Annotated in this window: 13 protein-coding genes; 5 read left to right on the plus strand and 8 right to left on the minus strand. The window is 72.0% G+C overall.

The genetic code is table 11. The features are described from left to right. Window positions 1-84 precede the first annotated feature (84 nt). Window positions 85-1,020 carry a patatin-like phospholipase family protein gene (locus BUF17_RS08300; protein ID WP_084564402.1) on the plus strand — a complete coding sequence of 312 codons (936 nt, stop codon included), beginning with the start codon at window positions 85-87 and terminating at the stop codon, window positions 1,018-1,020. Window positions 1,021-1,074: 54 nt separating this feature from the next. On the opposite strand, the gene BUF17_RS08305 is transcribed toward BUF17_RS08300, so the two are convergent. Beyond that, on the minus strand, window positions 1,075-1,545 hold the full coding sequence (locus BUF17_RS08305) for a nucleoside deaminase (RefSeq protein WP_073628209.1): 471 nt from the start codon (window positions 1,543-1,545) through the stop codon (window positions 1,075-1,077). Between the two features lie 207 nt (window positions 1,546-1,752). On the opposite strand from BUF17_RS08305, the gene BUF17_RS08310 reads away from it, so the two are divergent. Continuing rightward, on the plus strand, window positions 1,753-4,578 hold the full coding sequence (locus tag BUF17_RS08310; RefSeq protein ID WP_084564292.1) for a pseudouridine synthase: 2,826 nt from the start codon (window positions 1,753-1,755) through the stop codon (window positions 4,576-4,578). A 9-nt stretch (window positions 4,579-4,587) separates the two neighbouring features. Beyond that, window positions 4,588-5,145 carry a 16S rRNA (guanine(966)-N(2))-methyltransferase RsmD gene (rsmD, locus tag BUF17_RS08315; protein WP_073627545.1) on the plus strand — a complete coding sequence of 186 codons (558 nt, stop codon included), beginning with the start codon at window positions 4,588-4,590 and terminating at the stop codon, window positions 5,143-5,145. A 54-nt stretch (window positions 5,146-5,199) separates the two neighbouring features. Here rsmD and mutL read toward each other — a convergent pair whose 3' ends face one another. Beyond that, complete coding sequence (gene mutL / locus BUF17_RS08320; RefSeq protein WP_073627547.1) at window positions 5,200-7,131, minus strand: DNA mismatch repair endonuclease MutL; 1,932 nt, start codon at window positions 7,129-7,131, stop codon at window positions 5,200-5,202. 258 nt (window positions 7,132-7,389) lie between these two features. On the opposite strand from mutL, the gene BUF17_RS08325 reads away from it, so the two are divergent. Both BUF17_RS08325 and BUF17_RS08330 read left to right on the plus strand, forming a co-directional pair. Further along, a complete protein-coding gene (locus BUF17_RS08325) occupies window positions 7,390-8,262 on the plus strand; it encodes a TIGR01459 family HAD-type hydrolase (protein WP_073627549.1) in 873 nt (290 codons plus the stop codon). Window positions 8,263-8,299: 37 nt separating this feature from the next. Further along, window positions 8,300-9,304, plus strand: a complete 1,005-nt coding sequence (locus tag BUF17_RS08330) for a bifunctional riboflavin kinase/FAD synthetase (RefSeq protein WP_073627551.1) — start codon at window positions 8,300-8,302, stop codon at window positions 9,302-9,304. A gap of 46 nt (window positions 9,305-9,350) precedes the next feature. Here BUF17_RS08330 and BUF17_RS08335 read toward each other — a convergent pair whose 3' ends face one another. From BUF17_RS08335 to BUF17_RS08360, 6 genes are all read right to left on the minus strand, one after another. Beyond that, window positions 9,351-10,136, minus strand: a complete 786-nt coding sequence (locus BUF17_RS08335; RefSeq protein WP_073627553.1) for an adenine nucleotide alpha hydrolase family protein — start codon at window positions 10,134-10,136, stop codon at window positions 9,351-9,353. Beyond that, window positions 10,133-11,467 (minus strand): electron transfer flavoprotein subunit alpha/FixB family protein, encoded by a 1,335-nt coding sequence (locus tag BUF17_RS08340; protein ID WP_073627555.1) that lies wholly within the window; start codon window positions 11,465-11,467, stop codon window positions 10,133-10,135. The genes BUF17_RS08335 and BUF17_RS08340 overlap by 4 nt, the downstream gene beginning before the upstream one ends. Continuing rightward, the gene (locus tag BUF17_RS08345) at window positions 11,467-13,482 is read right to left on the minus strand and encodes a DUF3483 domain-containing protein (protein WP_073627557.1); all 2,016 of its coding nucleotides are present in this window, start codon (window positions 13,480-13,482) and stop codon (window positions 11,467-11,469) included. Before BUF17_RS08345 ends, BUF17_RS08340 begins: the two co-directional genes overlap by 1 nt. Window positions 13,483-13,488: 6 nt before the next feature. After that, complete coding sequence (locus BUF17_RS08350; protein ID WP_073627559.1) at window positions 13,489-15,531, minus strand: NADH:flavin oxidoreductase; 2,043 nt, start codon at window positions 15,529-15,531, stop codon at window positions 13,489-13,491. 68 nt (window positions 15,532-15,599) lie between these two features. Then, a complete protein-coding gene (locus BUF17_RS08355) occupies window positions 15,600-16,727 on the minus strand; it encodes an FAD-binding oxidoreductase (protein WP_073627561.1) in 1,128 nt (375 codons plus the stop codon). An 8-nt stretch (window positions 16,728-16,735) separates the two neighbouring features. Continuing rightward, the gene (locus BUF17_RS08360; protein ID WP_073627563.1) at window positions 16,736-17,995 is read right to left on the minus strand and encodes an aromatic ring-hydroxylating oxygenase subunit alpha; all 1,260 of its coding nucleotides are present in this window, start codon (window positions 17,993-17,995) and stop codon (window positions 16,736-16,738) included. Window positions 17,996-18,163: the final 168 nt, after the last annotated feature.

The raw sequence follows: 18,163 nt of genomic DNA on the forward strand, positions 1-18,163 counted from the left end.
GCCGGTCCCAAGATAGCCGGTCCCAAGATCGCCGAACCAAAGATCGCCGAGCCCGAGCCCGCCGAACTGAAGACACCAGAGCCGATGAACAGTCCCGCGCAGCGCGCCTCCTCGACAGCCGTGCCGTCCCGGCCCGGCGATGCGGTTCCGTCCCATGGGCCGGACCCTGTGGATCTGCCGTCGCGGCCGCGCATCGGCGTGGCGCTTTCCGGCGGCGGCGCGCGCGGGCTCGCCCATGCCGCGGTGGTGTCCGCCTTCGACGAACTCGGCCTCAAGCCGGCCGCGATCAGCGGCGCCTCGATCGGTGCGCTGGTGGGTGTCGGCTGGGCCGCCGGTCTTTCCGGCACAGACATCGCCGACCTCGCCCGGGCGCGGTTCGCCGACAGCCGCACGCTGTTTTCGTCGCTCTGGCAGCTTCGGCCGCAGAAGTTCGGCGACCTGTTCGGCCCGAACGCGATGGTCTCGCTCGATCCCGAGCGCGTCGTGGACCTGGTGCTGCCGGGCATCGTGCCGGAGACCATCGAAGCCCTGCCGGTGCCGTTCACCGCCATCGCCACCGATTTCTACGGCTGCAAGGAGGTGCGGCTGTCGCAGGGGCCGCTGCGTCCGGCCATTGCGGCGTCCATCGCCCTGCCCGGCGTGTTCCGCGCGGTCAACCACGAAGGCCGGGTGCTGCTCGACGGCGGCTTCACAAACCCGATGCCGTTCGACGCCCTGCCGCGCGCGCTCGATTTCGTCGTCGCGGTCGACGTGATCGGCGGACCGGGCGCGACCGGCGAGGAGCGGGCGCTTCCGGGGATGGCCGACGCGATGTTCGGCGCCAGCCAGATCATGATGCAGGCCATCGTGGCGGAAAAGCTGAAGCACCGCCGACGGCCGGACCTCGTGGTGCGGCCGGACATCCACCGCTTCCGCGTGCTCGATTTCCTCAAGACGTCCGAGGTTCTCGCCGCCGCAGAGCCGGTGAAAGACGAGGTGAAGCGCGCCGTGGAGCGGGCGCTGGAACACCGCGCGGCCTGAGGTTCGGGAGGCCGGAGGAGGCGCGCGATCGCCGGCACGACCGCCCGGCCGCGTTTATCCCCGCCGGTCGCGGAAGAACGCGCGCAGCAGATCCGCCGAGGCGGTCTCGCCGATGCCGGACAGAACGTCCGGGGCATGATGGCAGGTCGGCGCGTGGTAGAGCCGCACGCCGTGTTCCACCGCCCCTCCCTTGGGGTCGGCCGCGCCATAATAAAGCCGCCGGATGCGGGCAAACGAGATCGCGCCGGCGCACATCGGGCACGGTTCCAGCGTGACATAGAGATCGCAGCCGCTCAGCCGCTCCGAGCCGAGCGTCGCGGCCGCGGCTCGGAGCGCCAGAATCTCGGCGTGGGCGGTCGGATCGCGGTCGGCGAGCGTGCGGTTTCCGGCCCGCGCGATCACCGCGCCCGCCTTCACCACCACCGCCCCGACCGGAACCTCGCCACGTTCGGCGGCGGCCCGCGCCTCGTCGAGGGCGACGTCCATGAAGGAGCGAACGCCGCTCCCCGAGGCGGCATACGCCATCGCGGTCTCGCCCGCCGAACGGTCCACCTTCACCATGACGTCTTTCCTTCCGAAGCTCGACCGCCGGTTCTGATTCATCGGCGGCCAGCCATCGTGCATCCTCCAAGCCGCCTGGAGCCAGATTGCCTGATTTCGGCCGCGCGAATCATGGCTGCTCCTTCAGATTGGCATTCCTAGAAACCGCGCGCTCTGCTATCACGCCGCACCATGACCCCGACATCGAATGAAGACCAGACCGCCGACGGCGGTCCCGCCACCCCTGCCGTCGATACACCTGCCGCCACGGGCGGCGAACCGGCCGGCGCACAGCCCGCCGGCGACGATGCCGCGCGCCCGCCGATCGCGGACGCGGAAGCCGTTTCGCAAGCCTCTTCCGACGAAGCCACTTCCGACGACGCGCCTTCCGACGACGTCTCTTTTGACGCCCCGGACGAGATCGAGGCGCCCGGTGAGGAAGAGAGCGACGAGGACGATCGCGACGAAGCCGAGATCGTGTTCGCCGACGATGCGTTCGACGATTTCGACGACGGCGACTACGACCCGTTCGCCTCCGTCGGCGAGCCCGCCGAGGAAGACCTCGCGGACGAGGACGACGACAGCCCCGCCGCCGCGCCGGCGCGGACGGCCGAGGTGCATCCCGGCGAGCGTGTCGCCAAGGTGCTGGCCCGCGCCGGGCTCTGCTCGCGCCGCGACGCCGAGGCCTGGGTGCTCGCCGGCCGCGTCGCCGTCAATGGCAAGATTCTCGATACGCCGGCCCACAATGTGGTGGCGAGCGACCTCATCACGGTGGACGGCAAGCCGATTCCGGCGAAGGAACAGACCCGGCTGTGGCTCTACCACAAGCCGCGCGGTCTCGTGACCACCAACGCCGACCCCGATGGCCGGCCGACCATCTTCGAGCGCCTGCCGGAAGAGCTGCCGCGGGTGATGACCATCGGCCGTCTGGACATCAACACCGAAGGGCTTCTGCTGCTCACCAACGACGGTGGCCTCGCCCGGGTGCTCGAACTGCCGGCCACCGGCTGGATGCGCCGCTACCGCGTGCGCGCCCACGGCAACATCACCCAGGCGGATCTCGACCGGCTTTCCGACGGCCTTGCCGTCGACGGCGTGCTCTACGGCCCGATCGACGCGGTGCTCGACCGCGCCCAGGGTGACAATGTGTGGATCACGCTCTCCATGCGCGAGGGCAAGAACCGCGAGGTCAAGAACGTGCTCGGCGCGCTTGGCCTCAACGTCAATCGCCTGATCCGCGTCTCGTTCGGCCCGTTCCTTCTCGGCGAACTGCAGCCGGGCGAGGTGCGCGAGGTGCGCAGCCGGGTGCTGCGCGACCAGATCGGCGGCAAGCTCGCCGAGGACGCGAGCGCCGATTTCGAACCCCGCCACAGCGCGCCCGAACGGAAGGGCACCGCCCCCCGCGCGACCGCCCGCACCGGCGTGACCCGCGAGCCGCGCCCCTATCCGGGCGGCGACGACCGGCAGAACCGGCCCACCCGGCGCGGCGACCGCGACGAGCGGCCCGACCGCCGCCGCGATCGCGACGACGGCCGCGGCTTCGGCGAGCGCCGCAGCGAAGGCCGCGACCGCCCGTTCGAGCGGCCGGCACGCGCCGGCGGCCGGGTGCTCGGCGTGATCGACCCGAATGCGACCCCGGGTGAGGACGGCCGCGATCCCAACGCGCCGATCATCCGCCGCGAGGAACCGAAGCCGAATTTCGAGCGCAGCGACGACCGCCGCCGCGACGGCGGCCGTTCCTTCGGCGGCAAATCTTCCAGCCGCAGCGGCGATCGCCCGCGCACCCGCGACGAGCGTCCCCGCAGCTTCACGCCGTGGGCGAACCATGCCGATCGGGGCGAGGGCGAGGGCCGCGGACGCGGATCCGACGCCCCGCGCGGCGAGCGCGCCGAACGGCCGTTCCGCGAGCGCCGCGACGGCGAAGGCCGCAGGAACGATGGATACCGGGGCGAAGGATACCGGGGAGAAGGACGTGGCGAGCGCAGGTCCGAGGGATCGCGCTCCGAGCGTCCGTCCGGCGAGCGGACTTATGGCGACCGCGGCCGGCCCGAGCGGTCCGGCGGTGAGCGGCCTTCGCGCCCCTATCGCGACCGCGCGGAGGGCGAGCGCTCGTCCGAGCGTCCGCGCCGGGAGCGCGCAGAAGGCGACCGTCCGTCCCGTCCCTTCCGGGAGCGTGACGGTGAAGGACGCGGCAGGCCGGAGCAAGGCGAGCGCCGCTTCGACCGCCCGCGCACCGACCGGCCGCGCGGCGAACGTCCGCAGGGCGATAGGCCGGCCAGACCGTTCCGCGAACGCGGAGACGGGGAGCGTCCGGCACGGCCCTTCCGCGAGCGGCCCGAGGGTGAAGGACGCGGCGAGCGCAGGTTCGACAAGCCCCGCGGCGACTGGCCTCAAGGCGACCGCCCGGCGCGACCGTTCCGCGAGCGCCCGGAGGGCGGCGACAGGCCTCGCGGCGACCGGCCCCAAGGTGACAGACCCCATGGCGACCGCCCGGCGCGACCGTTCCGTGAGCGCCCGGAGGGCGGTGACAGGCCGCGCGGCGAACGCCCGGCACGGCCGTTCCGCGAGCGGCCCGAAGGCGAAGGGCGCGGCGAGCGCAGGTTCGACAAGCCTCGCGGCGACAGGCCTCAAGGCGACCGCCCGGCACGGCCGTTCCGCGAGCGCCCGGAGGGCGGTGACAGGCCGCGCGGCGAACGCCCGGCAAGGCCGTTCCGCGAGCGGCCCGAAGGCGAAGGGCGCGGCGAGCGCAGGTTCGACAAGCCTCGCGGCGACCGGCCTCAAGGTGACAGGTCCCACGGCGATAGGCCCCAAGGCGACCGGCCGTCGCGCGGCTTCCGCGAACGGCCCGAAGGCGGCTTCAAGCCCGGCGGCGCCGGGCGTGGCCCCGGCAGGGGTGGACCTGGAGCTGGCGGGCCGAAGGGCGGTCCTGGTCGGGGCGGTCCTAGTCGGGGTGGTCCCGGTCGGGGCGGACCGGGCGGCGGGGCTCCGCGGCGCGGGCCGCGGCCGCCGAAGGCGTGACGGCGCGCCATGCGGATCGTTGCCGGACGCTTCAAGGGCGCCCAGATCGCCACGCCGAGCGGCCGGGATATTCGCCCGACCGCGGACCGGCTGCGCGAGAGCCTGTTCAACATCCTGATCCACGGGCATGACGACCCGGTCGAGGGCGCCCGCGTCATCGACCTGTTCGCCGGCACCGGTGCCCTCGGACTGGAGGCGCTGTCGCGCGGCGCGCGGCACTGCCTCTTCATCGAAGAGGCCGCCGAGGCACGGGCGCTGATCCGCCGCAATGTGGAAGCCATGAAGCTGACCGGCGAGACGCGCATCTACCGGCGCGATGCCACCCGTCTCGGCGCGGCCGGCACCCACACGCCGTTCGACCTCGCCTTTCTCGACCCGCCCTATGGCCGCGGCCTCGGCGAGGCCGCGCTCGCGAGCCTCGCCGCCGGCGGCTGGCTGAAGCCGGGTGCGCTCGCGGTGCTGGAAGAGGCCGCAGGCGCGGAGATCGCGCTGCCGGCCGGCTTCACGCTGCTCGACGAACGCAGTCAGGGCATCTCGAAGCTCCTGATCCTGCGGTTCGAGCCCTGACGCACCGGTCCGCTCGACCGCAAGGACGGGCTCTGCCGACTGCGCGTTCCGGCCTCACCGCCGTCCGAACAGCCTTTCGATGTCGGCCAGCGTCAGGGTGATGAAGGTCGGCCGGCCGTGGTTGCACGTGCCGGAATTGGGCGTCGCCTCCATCTCGCGCAAAAGCGCGTCCATCTCCTCGACCCGCATCCGCCGGCCGGAGCGCACCGAGCCGTGGCAGGCCATGGTGGAGGCGATGCGGTTCAGCCGTTCCTCCAGGCCCGTGGCGCGGTCCCATTCGGCGATCTCGTCGGCGAGGTCGCGCACCAGCGCCGCGACGTCCGTGGTGCCGAGCAGCGCCGGCACCTCCCGCACCGCGACCGCGCCGGGGCCGAACGCCTCCAGCGACAGACCGAAGCCCTCGATTTCCTCCGCGCGCGCGGCGAGACGGTCGACGTCTTCCGCAGGCAGGTCGACGATTTCCGGCACGAGCAGCATCTGCCGCTCCACGCCGTGGGCTGCGCGGGCCGCCTTCAGCCGTTCATAGACGAGACGTTCGTGGGCCGCGTGCTGGTCGACGATCACCATGCCGCCCGCGGTCTGGGCGATGATGTAGTTGCTGTGGATCTGAGCGCGCGGCGCGCCGAGCGGGAAGCTCTCGCGCTCCGGCGGCAACACCGCGGAATCGGCGCGCGCATCGGCCGACGGCCGCGCGAGATCGCCGAAGGCCGCCTGCGGAACCGCACTTTCCAGCGCCGCAGGGTCATAAGCCGGCTTAAAAGGGGCTTCCACCCCCTCGGAGAGGCCGCCACCGATGGGATCGACTGGCGGGGTCGCCGCCGGGACTGCACCGCCGGCCGGATCGAGCGGCCGGAACATCGATTGCCGCCAGTCGCCGGCGGCGCGCGAGCCGAAGCCGAACCGCGCCGCCGGGGAAGCCGCGCCGGCCGGCGCCGCACCGGGGCGGAACGCGGCGATGGCCGCGCTGGTGCCGGTCGTGGTGGCGCGGTGCGGCGAGGCACCGATGGTCTCGCGGATGGCGCCGACGATCAGCCCCCGCACCAGCCCGGGGTCGCGGAACCGCACGTCCGCCTTGGTCGGGTGCACGTTGACGTCGACCTCGTGGGGATCGAGCGTGAGGAAAAGCACGGCCGCGGGATGCCGGTCGCGAGCCATCACGTCGGCATAGGCGCCGCGCAGGGCGCCCATCAGCATACGGTCGCGCACCGGACGGCCGTTGACGAACAGATATTGCTGGGTGGCGGCGGCACGGGTGTAGCTCGGCAGGCCCGCGAACCCTTCGAGGCGGATGCCCTCCCGCCCGGCATCGACGATGAGGGCGTTGTCGATGAACTCGGCGCCCACGGTGTCGGCGATGCGCCGGGCGCGGGCATCGATGCCGCTGCGCGCCGGCCACTCCGTGGCGCTGCGGTCGCTGCCGGTCAGGGTGAACGCCACCTCCGGCACGGCGATGGCAAGCCGGCGTACGATTTCCGTCACCGCGGTGGCCTCGGCGCGGTCGGTCTTCAGGAACTTGAGGCGGGCCGGGGTGGAGAAGAACAGGTCGGCCACCTCGACCCGGGTGCCGGGATTGAGCGCGACCGGCCGCGGCGCGGACTTCTCGCCACCTTCGACCACGATCTCGGCGGCGTGTTCGGCGTCGCGGGTTCGGCTCGCGATCGACAGCCGGGCCACCGCGCCGATCGAGGGCAGCGCCTCGCCGCGGAAGCCGAGGGTGGCGATCGACATCAGGTCGCCTTCGGGCAGCTTGGAGGTGCAGTGGCGTTCCACGGCGAGCGCAAGATCGGCCTCGCTCATGCCGCGCCCGTCGTCGACCACGCGGATCAGCGTCTTGCCGCCCGCCGCGGTCACGATCTCGATGCGGTGCGCGCCGGCATCGATGGCGTTCTCGACCAGTTCCTTCACGACGCTCGCCGGCCGCTCGATCACCTCGCCGGCTGCGATGCGGTTGATCAGGCCGTCGTCAAGTTGCCGGATCACGGCCATCGGTTCGTCCTGTTCCTCACCCAGCCCGCCCTGTTCCGCCTGCGGCAAGGCGGGGAATCACCGGTCCGGGCGCCGCCGCAGCATAGCGCCGGGCACGCGGGAGCGGTACTCCGCGCCTCGTCGGCGCCGCCCGTGCCGCGCCGTTTGCCACCGCACTGCAACAGCGCGGAGAAATCGCGGCCGGCAGGGCGACGGGCGGCCACGTTGCGGCGGCGCGGCGCTTGACCCGGGCGGGTCCTGCGTCTACCCCAACCGGCGATGAGCGCACATCCCGTCCCGATCGTCCCCGGGCTTTCCGCGGTGGACACCCGCTATACCACGCTGTTCTGCGACGTCTGGGGCGTCGTGCACAACGGCGTGGCGTGTTTTCCGGCCGCCGTGGAGGCACTGAAGCGCTACCGTGCCGAACGCGGCGCCACCGTGGTGCTCGTCACCAACTCGCCGCGGCGACACCGCCAGGTGACGGAGCAGCTGCGGGATCTCGGCGTCGAGGACGCGGCCTATGACGCCGTCGTCACCTCCGGCGACGTCACGCGCGAGCATCTGCTGTCCGTCGGGCTCGAACGGGTGTTCCATATCGGCCTTACGCGTGACGAGGCGCTCTACGAGGGCACCGGCATGCGGCTCGTCCCGGCGGAGGAAGCCGAGATCGTGGTCGCGACCGGCCTCTACGACGACGAGACCGAGACGCCGGACGACTATCACGACCTGCTGGCGGGCTTCGCCGCCCGCCGCCTGCCGTTCGTCTCCGCGAACCCGGATATCGTGGTGGAGCGCGGCACGCGGATGGTGTGGTGCGCCGGCGCGCTCGCCAAGCTCTACGAGAGCTTCGGCGGCGAGGTGGTGCAGGCCGGCAAGCCCTATCCGCCGATCTATGCGGCGGCCCGCGCGCGCGCCGCGACGCTGACCGGCACGCGGCCGGACGACGGCTCCATCCTGGCCGTCGGCGACGGCCTTCCGACGGACGTGCGCGGCGGCTGCAACGAGGGGCTCGACGTGCTGTTCGTGACCGGCGGCATCCACGCGGCCGATTTCGGCCCACACGACGCACCGGATCCGAAGGCCGTCGCGACGCGGCTCGAACGCGACAGCCTGAAGGCAGTCGCCGCCGTCACCGCGCTGAGGTGGTGAACGGCGCGGCTGGTTTCGAACGAGGATAGTGCCCGCGATGATCGCTTCCGGCCTTTCGTCTGCCGCCGATGCCGGCTTCTCGGCCCCGCTGGAGGCCGTGCCGCCGGCCTTGCAGGACGGCGTGGTGGCGATCGGCAATTTCGACGGCGTCCATCGCGGCCACCAGGCCGTGCTGACGCGCGCGCGGGATATCGCCCACGCCGGCCGGCGGCCGGTGGTGGCGCTCACCTTCGAGCCGCACCCGCGCAGCGTTTTTCGCCCGGACCAGCCGATCTTCCGCCTGACCCCGCCCGCACTCAAGGCCCGCGTTCTGCAGGCGGTCGGCATCGACGGCCTCGTCACCGCCACTTTCGACCGGCCGTTCGCCTCTCTCACCGCCCAGGAATTCGTCGACGAGGTCGTCATCGGCCGTCTGCGGGCGCGTCACCTTCTCGTCGGCTACAATTTCCACTTCGGCAAGGCGCGCGCCGGCAACCCGGCCTTCCTCGCCGAAGCGGGCGCCCGCGCCGGCTTCGAGGTGACGGTCGCCGAGCCCCTGACCGACGAGGCCGGCGGACAGATTTCCTCCACCCGCATCCGCGACGCCCTGTCGGCCGGCGATATCGCCGCCGCCAACGGCCTGCTCGGCTGGCGCTGGCGGGTCGATGCGGTGGTGCGCCACGGCGACAAGCGCGGTCGCGAACTCGGCTATCCCACCGCCAACATGCGGATGCCGGACGATTGTGCGCTGGCATACGGCATCTATGCGGTGCGGGTGACGCTCGACGGACGCCGGATCGACGGCGTCGCGAGCTTCGGCCGGCGCCCCACCTTCGACAACGGCGCGCCGCTGCTGGAGGTGTTCCTGTTTGACTTCTCCGGCGATCTCTACGGCCGCACCCTCGGCGTGACCTTCCACGATTATCTGCGGCCTGAGCTTCGCTTCACGTCGATCGAGGGGCTGATCGACCAGATGGGCCGCGACTGCGAGCGGGCGCTGGCGGTGCTGAAATCCGCCGGGCCGATCTCGCCGACCGACGCCGCCCTCGACGGGTTCGGCTGACGGCCCTGCAGTCCGCCGGACGGTTCGAGCCTTCGCAGCGGCCCCGTCAGGTCCGCAGGACGTCGATGCCGCGAAGATAGGCGAGGATCGCCCTGGCGGCCTCCTCGGGCGAAGGATCGACCATCACCTTGCCGCCACCGCCGCCCGCGACCTCGGTCGCCGCCCGCAGCCGGTCCGCCGCCGACGCGCCGGCTGCCGCGCGCGCCATCACCCGGGGCCGGCGCTGATAGGTGCGCTCCTCCGCCTCGAATCCCTCGCGAACGGCCCCGTCGCGGCCGCCGAGGTCGAGCCGCTGCCGCAGCAGCACGCCCTGCCGCGCCCGCCCGAAGGCGAACGGCGCCGGCGCGGCGCTCGCCGGATGCACGGTCACGATCGCCGGCAAGCGGGCGACGATGCGCCGGCGCGCCCCGCGCAGGAGCGCCTGCTCCACGACGATGGTGTCTTCGGCTTCGCCGGGCGCGATGGAGATGACGTCCGGCAGGATGGCCATGCCGAGCGCATGGGCCAGCATGTAAGGCACCATGCCGCTGTCGGCGCCACCCTGCCCGCGCCTCCCGGCGAGGACGAGCTTCGGGCCTGCCTGGCGCACCGCCGCGGCAAGCGCGGGGATCGGGTCGTCCGGGTCGGCACTCTCGATCACGTCGACCCGCGCGAGCCCGTAGCCGAGCGCCTCGGAAACCTCGACGGCGCCGGTACCGGCATGGAGCCCGACGATTTCCGACGGCGCCGCGAAACGGAGCGCCATGGCGACCGCCTGCGCCTCGACCCGCGGAAGGCACGGCCGGTCGGACACCGGATGACGACCTGCGGAAAGCAGCACCATGACCTTCATCGGCCGTCTCCTTCCGCCGCGGCAGGTGCGGCCGGCCCGGCGCGCCGTGGATCGGCCTCCCGCGCCAGCAGGGCGAGCAACGCCGGCATCACCAGTTGCGCATCCTGGATGATGGCGAGTTCGGCCCGCTCGATCATGGCCGCATGAAGATCGGTGTTGACGGCAACCACATGCCTGCACCTTGCCACGCCCTGCAGGTGTTGTGGAGCACCCGCGATGCCGAGCGCGAAATAGCAGTCGGCGTCGAGCACGGTGCCCGATGCCCCGACCTGCGCGGCGCGGGGCATCAGCCCGGCATCGCAGACGACCCGGCTGGCCCCGGGCGTAGCATGAAGCGCGGCCACCAGCGCATGGAACAGGTCAAAATCGCGGACACCGTTGCCGGCCGAAACGACGAATGCGGCCTCCGACAGCGCGACCGTGGCGGGATCCGCCGGAATGGTCTCGACGGAAAGCACCGCCGGTTCCGCGTCCGGCCGGCAGCGCGGGATGCCGGATCGGTTCGATCTGAACGGGATAGGATCGAGCGAAACGGCACGGCCTTCGTGCGCCACGCCGGAATGGGGCGCGACGGCGTCGGCGGCGATGCTGAGGAAGCGCGGCGGACGGGAGCGCTGTTCCTTCCGCCCCGCGCGCGCCGGGCGCACCACCACCCGCGCCCCGACCTGCTCCGCCCCGGCGAACAGCCACGCACCGCAGGCGGCGGCGACCCGCCTGGCGAGGTCGCCACCGTCGATGCTGTCGGGAAACAGCACATGGCGCGGCGACAGCGCCTCGACCACCGCGACGATTGCGGCCGCGCGGGCATCCGGATCGTGCAGGAACCCGCCGCGATTGCCGAGCGTGACGACCCGGTCGGCCCCGGCCGGGCCGGCCGGCGCATCGAGCGGGCCGGCAGCCAGCAGCACCGCCGCAGCGCCGGCATCGGCGATCAGGCGCGCCGCGCCGAGCACCTGCCGGTCGTGATCGGACAGCGTTCCACCCGGCGCATCGACCACCGCCATGACGAGGAAGGCCGGATCGGCGATCACCCGGACCTCGGGAGGCGCGGCGGCGAAAGCCGCCGGCTTGGTCGGGGTCGCTGCCGCCGCAACGGCGGCATTGCGCTGCGTGCGGTCGAAACGCTGTCGGGCGGGGCGGCCGGAAACCGGCGTGGTTGCGACGCTCTGCGCCGCGCGTTCGGCCCGCGGATCGCGGCGCGGCCGTCCGGATGGCGCGGCTGCGATCTGTCCGGGGTCCGGGTTTTGCCCGAGATCGTAACGGGGCCGCCCGGCGGCAGCGACCCGGTGCGATGCGCGTTCTGCGCGGGGATCGCGGCGCTGCCTCGCCATCACGCCGCCTCCACCGCCATTTTGCCGGCCGGCCGGGCCGCGGCCTCCACGGCCATCAGCACCAGTTCGGCGACGTCCCGCACCTCCGGCCGCGGCCCGACGACGCCCTCCAGCATCGCCGTGCACCCGGGGCAGGCGACGGCGACGATGGCCGCGCCGGTCGCCCGTGCCTGCTCCATGCGCAGGTCGGGGATGCGCTTGTCGCCGGCGACGTCGCTCACCGGCGCTCCGCCGCCGCCGCCGCAGCACATCGCCCTCTTGCCGGAGCGCTCCATCTCCACCCGGGTCAGGCCGGCGGCATCGATCAGCCGACGCGGCGCGTCGGTCTCGCCGTTGTAGCGGGCGAGGTAGCAGGGATCGTGATAGGCGACCGGCGCGGCCTCGAGCGCGGCCATCGCGAGGCGGCCCTCCGCCACGAGGCCGTCGAGGAACGCCGCGTGGTGCAGCACCGCGAACCGGCCGCCGAACGCCGGGTATTCGTTGGCGAGCACATGGAAGGCGTGCGGATCGGCGGTGACGATGCGGCGAAAGCGATGGCGCGACAGCGTCTCGATGTTGGCGCGGGCGAGCCGCTGGAACGTCGCCTCGTCGCCGAGCCGGCGGGCGAGGTCGCCGCAATCGCGCTCCTCGGCGCCGAGCACAGCGAAATCGATGCCGGCGGCGTTCATCAGGCGGACGAGCGCGCGCAGCGTGCGGCCGTAGCGCAGGTCGTAGGCGCCTTCGCCGAGCCAGAGCAGCACGTCCGTCTCGGCGTTGTCCCGCGCCGCGATCGCAGGAAGCGTGAGCCCAGCGGCGAAATCGGTGCGGGCGGCAGCGGGGCGCGCGCCTGGATCGTCGGCGAGGCGCAGGGCCTCCAGCGCCTCGGCGGCTTTCGGCAGCGTCGCGCCGCGCTCCAGCACCTCGTGACGGCGCAGGTCGATCACCGCGTCGACGTGCTCGATCATCATCGGGCATTCCTCGACGCAGGCCCGGCAGGTGGTGCAGGACCACAGCGTGTCCGGATGGATCATCGCGGCCGCGCCGACGAGATCGGACGCCGGCCCGCCGAGGCCCGCGACGGGGCGCGCATTCGGATAGGGGCTTCCCGCATAACCCGCATTGGTGCCGCCGGGCACCATCGCGGCCGAGAGATCCTGGATCAGCCGCTTGGGATTGAGCGGCTGGCCGGCAGCGAAGGCCGGACACGCCGCCTCGCAGCGGCCGCACTGGATGCAGGCGTCGAACCCGGCGAGACGGTTCCACGCGAAATCCGCCGGCGCGGCGACGCCGAGGCGGGGTGCGTCGAGATCGAGCGGACGGAGTGCCGTTTCGCGCGCGCCCTCGAACCGTCCCGGCCGGGGATGGGCGACGAGATGGAGCGCGCCGGCGAAGGCGTGCCGCATCGGCCCCGATCCGGCGAAGCGGGCGAGGCCAAGGCCGCCGGCCGCCGCGGCCACAAGCCCCGCGAGAAGGAGGACGACGAGCCCTCCCCCCACGTGACCAGTGACCGCGGCAGCCGACGGGGCTCCCTCCGCCCCCGCGGAAAGCATGATGGCCAGCGAGACCGAAACGGCCGCCCCACCCGCGGCATAGGCCGCGAGCAGGAAGGGCAGCGCCTGAAAGCGCCCCCCGGAAAGCCGCCGGGGCCGCACCGGATACCGCCGCGCGCCGACCATCGCGGCGCCGCCGAGCGCAACGACGAACAGGAGCGCCACCGCGCCCCAGAACACCGGCGAGGCGGCCAACGGCGGCAGCACCCCGAGCGCGGCGAGCGCAGAGGCGCCGGCAAGGCCGCCCGCCGCCGCCACGTGCATCCGCGCCGCCTTCGGATCGCGGCCGACGACGTGGTGCACGTCGACCAGATAGCGGCGCGGCAAGGCCTTGAGCCCGCCGATCCAGTCGACCTCGGCCCGCCCGCCGGCGCGCCACAGCCGCACGCGCCGCGCCGCCTCTGCCAGCGCGAGCGCCGCCGCCAGCCACACCACGGCCGGCAGCGCGAAGGCGAGGGCCGGGAGGAGCGGAAGGGCGGCGTTCATCGGCGCTCACAGGTCCTTGCAGAGGCGAAGGGCGTCGTAGAGCGCGGCGTGGATGTTGCGGCCGGCGACCGCGTCGCCGATGCGGTAGAGCGCGAAGCCGGGCGTGCCGTCCCGCGGCTGGGGAATGCCGTGCACGAGGGCGTCGAGATCGGTGATGCCGTGATTGACCGACTTCGGCTTCAGCGCGAAGTGGAGTTCGTCCACCGGCAGCGTGCCGCATTCGACCACGACGTGGTCGGCCACCCGCTCCTCCTCCTCGCCCGTCATGGTGTTGCGCAGCACCGCGACCAGCCGGTTGCCCTCCGGATAGATCTCGGTCAGCTCCATGTTCGGCGTCATGATCACGCCGAGCTTGTAGAGTTCGCGATAATGCACCGGCTGATTGGTGGTGCCGACCTCCTGCGCGACGAGGCGGTCGTGGGTCGCGAGTTCGACGAGGCAGCCGCGCCGCGCGAGGAATTCCGCGGTCGAGGCGGCATTGTGCTGGCCCATCTCGTCGAACATCAGCACCGTGCCAGCGGGTTCCACCGCGCCGGACAGCACGTCGTGGGTCGTCACCGCGTGCTCGACGCCGCGGATGTGGCCGCGGCTCGGCCGTCCGCCCGTCGCCATCACCACGACATCGGGATTCTCGGCGAGGATGACCTCCTCCGTCGCCTCGGTCGACAGCCGCACGTCGACGCCGAGCTTCGCCACCTGCGCCCCCAGCCAGCGCGGGATGCCGGACAGCGCCTCGCGCCAGCCCGCCTTGGCGGCGAGGTTGATCTGGCCCCCGACCGCCGCCGCCTTCTCGAACAGCACCACGGCATGGCCGCGCTCGGCGCAGACGCGGGCGGCCTCCAGCCCCGCCGGGCCGGCCCCGACCACCACCACCTTCCGCTTCACCGCGGCCTTCGCGATGACGTGGGGCATGGTCGCCTCGCGCCCCGTGGCGGCGTTCTGCAGGCAGAGCGCGTCGCCGCCGACATAGATGCGGTCGATGCAATAGGCCGCGCCGACGCACTGGCGGATATCGTCGTCGCGGCCGTCGATCAGCTTGGCCACGAGGTGCGGGTCGGCGATGTGGGCGCGGGTCATCGCCACCATGTCGACGTGGCCCTCGCCGACGGCGCGCGCGGCGGTGGCGAGGTCGGTGACGCGCTGGGCGTGGAACACCGGCACGTCGATCTCGCGCTTCATTGCGCTCGGCAGATAGAGGAACGGCGCCACCGGGAACGACATGTTGGGGATCGAGATCGCGTGGGAGATCTCGTCCCGCGCCTGCCCGCCGAACACGTTGATGAAGTCGACCAGGCCGCGGCCGGCATATTCGGCGGCGATGGCGATGCAATCGTCCTGGGTCAGGCCGTTCGCCAGCAGTTCGTCGCCGGACATGCGGATGCCGACGACATAGTCGTCGCCGACCTCGGCGCGCACGGCTTCCAGCACCTCGATGCCGAACCGCATGCGGTTTTCCAGCGAGCCGCCGTACTTGTCGGTGCGGCGGTTGACCGACGGCGACCAGAACTGATCGATCAGGTGCCCCCAGGAGGCGGCGAGTTCCAGCCCGTCGAGCCCGCCCCTGCGGCATCGACCGGCCGCCGCCGCGTAGCTCGCCACGATGCGGGCGATATCCTCCTCCTCGAGTTCCTTCGGGATCGAGCGGGACGACGGCTCGCGCGACGGCGAGGACGAGACGGTCGGGAACCAGTTCTCCGTATCCCACTTGGTGCGGCGGCCCATGTGGGTGAGCTGGATCATCAGCTTGGCGCCGTGGCGGTGGATACGGTCGGAGAATTCCTGAAAGAACGGGATGACGCTGTCGTCGGCGACCGAGATCTGGTTCCAGGGCGCGGCGGGGCTATCGATCGCCACCGACGAGGAGCCGCCGAACATGGTGAGCCCGATGCCGCCTTTGGCCTTTTCCTCGTGATAGAGTTGGTAGCGCTCCTGCGGCTTGCCGTCCTTGCCGTAGCCGGGCGCATGGCTGGTGCTCATCACCCGGTTGCGGATGGTCAGCCCCTTGATGGTCAGGGGCTTCAGCAGCGCTTCGGCACCGGCGATTGCCATTTTGCCACTTCTCCAGAAACGAAGGCTACGGAACGCGAGGTGCGCGACCGCCCGGAAGGCCTGTCCGTTCAGCGATCGACAACAAGGTCGCTTGTGGGCTTCGCGCAGCACAGCAGCGTCATGCCGGCATCGATCTCGCGCTGGCGGATGCCGCCGCCATGCTGGAGATCGACGGTGCCGGACACGAGCTTCGACTTGCAGGTGCCGCACAGCCCCTTGGTGCAGGACGACGGCAGGCGCACGCCGGACCGCCGCGCCGCCTCCAGCACCGGCATGTCCTCCGGGCATTCGATCACGCGGCGGGTTTTGGCGAACTCGACGCGGAACACCCGCGCGGGCGCGGCCTTCGGCGCATCCTCGATGGCCTCGGCCGCCAGCGCCTCAGCGGCTTCACCGGCGGAAAGCGCGGCGAAGTCGAAGCTTTCCTCGTGATGGCGCGCCATGTCGAAACCGGCCTCGGCCAGAAGCGCCCGCACCGCCGCCATGTAGGGCGCGGGCCCGCAGACGAAGATCTCGCGGTCGCGGAAGTCCGGCGCGATCTGCTCCAGGAGGGCCTGCGATACCCGGCCGCGGAAGCCGCCCCACGGCTCGCCGGGCGCGTCGGCCTCCACCACCGGCGTGAACCGGAAGCTCTGCGGAGCGGCGCGCGCCATCAGTGCGAGTTCGTCCCGGAACACGATGTCGGCCGGCGTGCGGGCATTGTGCACGAACACGATGTCGCGCGGCACGCCGAGATCGTGGAACGTCCGCGCCATGGACATCAGCGGGGTGATGCCGCTGCCACCCGAAAGGAACAGATAGCGCTCGGCCGGATGCCGGAAACAGGTGAAGTCGCCCATCGGTCCGACGGCGCGCACCGTGCCGCCCGGCTTCAGGGTGTCGTGCAGCCAGTTGGAGACCGGCCCGCCCGGCACGCGCTTCACGGTGATCGACACCGTGTCCGGCCGCGTCGGCGCGGAGGACACGGTGTAGCAGCGGTGGATGGTCTCGCCGCCGATCTCGAAGGCGAAGGTGAGGAACTGGCCGGGCTCGTAGGCGAACCGGGCCGGCTTCGCCGGGGCCAGCACGAAGGTCGCGACGTCGTGGGTCTCGCGCCGCACCGCCCGGCACACCAGGGTGTCGTCGTCCTCGCCGGTCCAGGGGCCGGGAACGGCGGCGATCAGGCCTGCCACGGGTTCGCGCGCGCCGTCGGCCATGTCGCCGCTCACAGCCCGAGATGGTCGGCGAGGCGGCCGACATACCAGCTGCAGAACTTCTCGACGAGCATCTCGGTGTTGGGCGAATAGGGCCCGGGCTCATAGGCCGGCGAGCGCGCACCCTGCTGGCAGAAGCCGACGAGTTCCGCGTCCTGCACGTTGGTCGCCTGCCACACCTCGGTCAGCCGGTCGATATCGTAGTCGACACCCTCGACGGCATCCTTGTGGACCAGCCACTTGGTGCGCACGAGCGTGTTGTCGGCATCGAGCGGGATCGCCGAGAACGTGACGATGTGGTCGCTCATGAAGTGGTGCCAGGAATTCGGCTGGGTCCAGAACGACAGCGCGCCGAGCTTGGCGGTCTTGAAGCTGCCGAGCAGCTTTTTGGACGCGGCCCTGGTGTCGAGGGTATGGGCCTCGCCCTCGCCGTCGAGCGGCAGGCGCTCGGTGCGGAAGCCGGTGACGCGGTCCGCGAGATGCTCGACCTCGCGCGACGGCAGGCCGGCGGCTTCCCAGCCGTCATGGCGCTCCTGCACCATGCAGGAATAGCGGTGGGCGTTGGCGCGCTCGTGCTCGTCCATGTCCTCCGGCGCGAAGCCGAAGCCGTAGGCGAACAGCGGGATGGTCAGTTCGGGATGGTTGCCCGCGCAGTGATAGCACTCGCGGTTGTTCTCCATCACGAGCTTCCAGTTGCCCTTCTCGATCAGCTCGCTCTGGAAGGCGATCTTGGTGTTGCGCAGGTCGTGCGGCGCGATATAGGGGCCCATCACGCGGGCCATGTCGTCGAAATCGGCCGGCGGCTCGTCGGCGAGGCAGATGAACAGCAGCCCCTCGAGCGAGCGCAGGTGCACCGGCTTCAGCCCGTGGCAGGAACGGTCGAAGCCCGGCCCCATGTGCTCGGCGTGGATCAGCGCGCCGGACAGGTCGTAGGTCCAGGAATGGTAGCGGCAGACGATGTTGCCGACGGTGGTCTTCTCGTTGTGCAGGATTCGCGCGCCGCGGTGGCGGCAGACATTGTGGAACGCGACGACACGATTTTCGTCGTCGCGCACGATGATGATGGAGTCCTTGCCGATATCGACGACCATGGCGTCGCCCGGCTCCGGCACGTCCGGCTCGACGCCGACATAGATCCAGTGATGCCCGAAGATGATCTCCATGTCGGCCGCGAAGATCTCCGGGCTGACATAGAACGGGGCGTCCAGGCTGTAGCCCGGGCGCCGGCCGCGGACGAGCGCCGCGAGAGGGTGGCCGACCACATCGAGCATCGATAGCCTCCTGCGAAATGTCGCGGGACCGGAGCCGACCGGCACACGCGGACGACGGTTGTGAAGGGCAAGGGCACCCGGCCGCGCATCACCCCGCGGCCGTCATGGCAGTAGTCTGCAATCGTTCGAAACCCGCCATCTGCGCCGAAGCGACCGGTTCTGGCGTCA

Origin of the sequence: Pseudoxanthobacter soli DSM 19599 (assembly GCF_900148505.1) — a bacterium.
GTDB lineage: Bacteria > Pseudomonadota > Alphaproteobacteria > Rhizobiales > Segnochrobactraceae > Pseudoxanthobacter > Pseudoxanthobacter soli.

What these genes read in the sequence shown, in the direction of transcription:
- BUF17_RS08325 (WP_073627549.1), top strand. Translation starts at nt 7,390, where the DNA reads ATGAGCGCACATCCCGTCCCGATCGTCCCCGGGCTTTCCGCGGTGGAC.
- BUF17_RS08310 (WP_084564292.1), top strand. Translation starts at nt 1,753, where the DNA reads ATGACCCCGACATCGAATGAAGACCAGACCGCCGACGGCGGTCCCGCC.
- BUF17_RS08300 (WP_084564402.1), top strand. Translation starts at nt 85, where the DNA reads ATGAACAGTCCCGCGCAGCGCGCCTCCTCGACAGCCGTGCCGTCCCGG.
- rsmD (WP_073627545.1), top strand. Translation starts at nt 4,588, where the DNA reads ATGCGGATCGTTGCCGGACGCTTCAAGGGCGCCCAGATCGCCACGCCG.
- BUF17_RS08305 (WP_073628209.1), bottom strand. Translation starts at nt 1,545, where the DNA reads ATGGCGTATGCCGCCTCGGGGAGCGGCGTTCGCTCCTTCATGGACGTC.
- BUF17_RS08355 (WP_073627561.1), bottom strand. Translation starts at nt 16,727, where the DNA reads ATGGCCGACGGCGCGCGCGAACCCGTGGCAGGCCTGATCGCCGCCGTT.
- BUF17_RS08335 (WP_073627553.1), bottom strand. Translation starts at nt 10,136, where the DNA reads ATGAAGGTCATGGTGCTGCTTTCCGCAGGTCGTCATCCGGTGTCCGAC.
- BUF17_RS08350 (WP_073627559.1), bottom strand. Translation starts at nt 15,531, where the DNA reads ATGGCAATCGCCGGTGCCGAAGCGCTGCTGAAGCCCCTGACCATCAAG.
- BUF17_RS08360 (WP_073627563.1), bottom strand. Translation starts at nt 17,995, where the DNA reads ATGCTCGATGTGGTCGGCCACCCTCTCGCGGCGCTCGTCCGCGGCCGG.
- BUF17_RS08340 (WP_073627555.1), bottom strand. Translation starts at nt 11,467, where the DNA reads ATGGCGAGGCAGCGCCGCGATCCCCGCGCAGAACGCGCATCGCACCGG.
- BUF17_RS08330 (WP_073627551.1), top strand. Translation starts at nt 8,300, where the DNA reads ATGATCGCTTCCGGCCTTTCGTCTGCCGCCGATGCCGGCTTCTCGGCC.
- BUF17_RS08345 (WP_073627557.1), bottom strand. Translation starts at nt 13,482, where the DNA reads ATGAACGCCGCCCTTCCGCTCCTCCCGGCCCTCGCCTTCGCGCTGCCG.
- mutL (WP_073627547.1), bottom strand. Translation starts at nt 7,131, where the DNA reads ATGGCCGTGATCCGGCAACTTGACGACGGCCTGATCAACCGCATCGCA.